General features: G+C 60.2%; 1 protein-coding gene. It reads left to right on the top strand.

The features are described from left to right. Positions 1-358: 358 nt before the first annotated feature. A complete protein-coding gene (locus D7Y11_RS42850; protein ID WP_120581765.1) occupies positions 359-577 on the top strand; it encodes a hypothetical protein in 219 nt (72 codons plus the stop codon). Position 578 lies beyond the last annotated feature (1 nt).

Below are 578 nucleotides of genomic sequence, written 5' to 3'. Positions count from 1 at the left end.
CCGAGCAGAAGGGCTTCCTGCAGGCGCAGAAGCAGGTTCAGCTCGAGTCCCAGATCATGAGCACCATCACGAACCTCATGAAGAAGATGGACGACATGGCGATGGCCGCCGTGAACAACCTGAAGTAATCCTTCCAGGTTGTTGGTTTCGCTCCGGCCCCGTGCTGGTGCCCTTCCAGGGTACCGGTTCGGGGCCGGCGGCGTTTCCGGCCTCCGTCTGCGCGGCGGAAAAGCGGGCCGGGGCTTCCCGGGGAAAAATGATCGCGGAAAACCCTTAGGAAACTCCCGCCCCCCTTCACCGATAATCTTTTTGTAGCTGGTGCCGCACGAACTCATCCCGCCGTACCAGGAGAACTCTCATGGCCACGATCGACGTCTTCAACACCGCAGTGAACACCGCGAAGAACACCACTGGCACGGCGATGGACAAGATGATCGCCGCGGCCCCCGCGGAGCAGAAGGGCTTCCTGCAGGCGCAGAAGCAGGTTCAGCTCGAGTCCCAGATCATGAGCACCATCACGAACCTCATGAAGAAGATGGACGACATGGCGATGGCCGCCGTGAACAACCTGAAGTAGT

The sequence above is a fragment of the Corallococcus sp. AB018 genome, from assembly GCF_003986945.1.
GTDB lineage: Bacteria > Myxococcota > Myxococcia > Myxococcales > Myxococcaceae > Corallococcus > Corallococcus exiguus.
This window is presented reverse-complemented; position numbering and strand designations above follow the sequence as displayed.

Excerpts from the sequence above, each read along its gene's own strand:
- D7Y11_RS42850 (WP_120581765.1), top strand. The coding sequence starts at position 359 with ATGGCCACGATCGACGTCTTCAACACCGCAGTGAACACCGCGAAGAAC.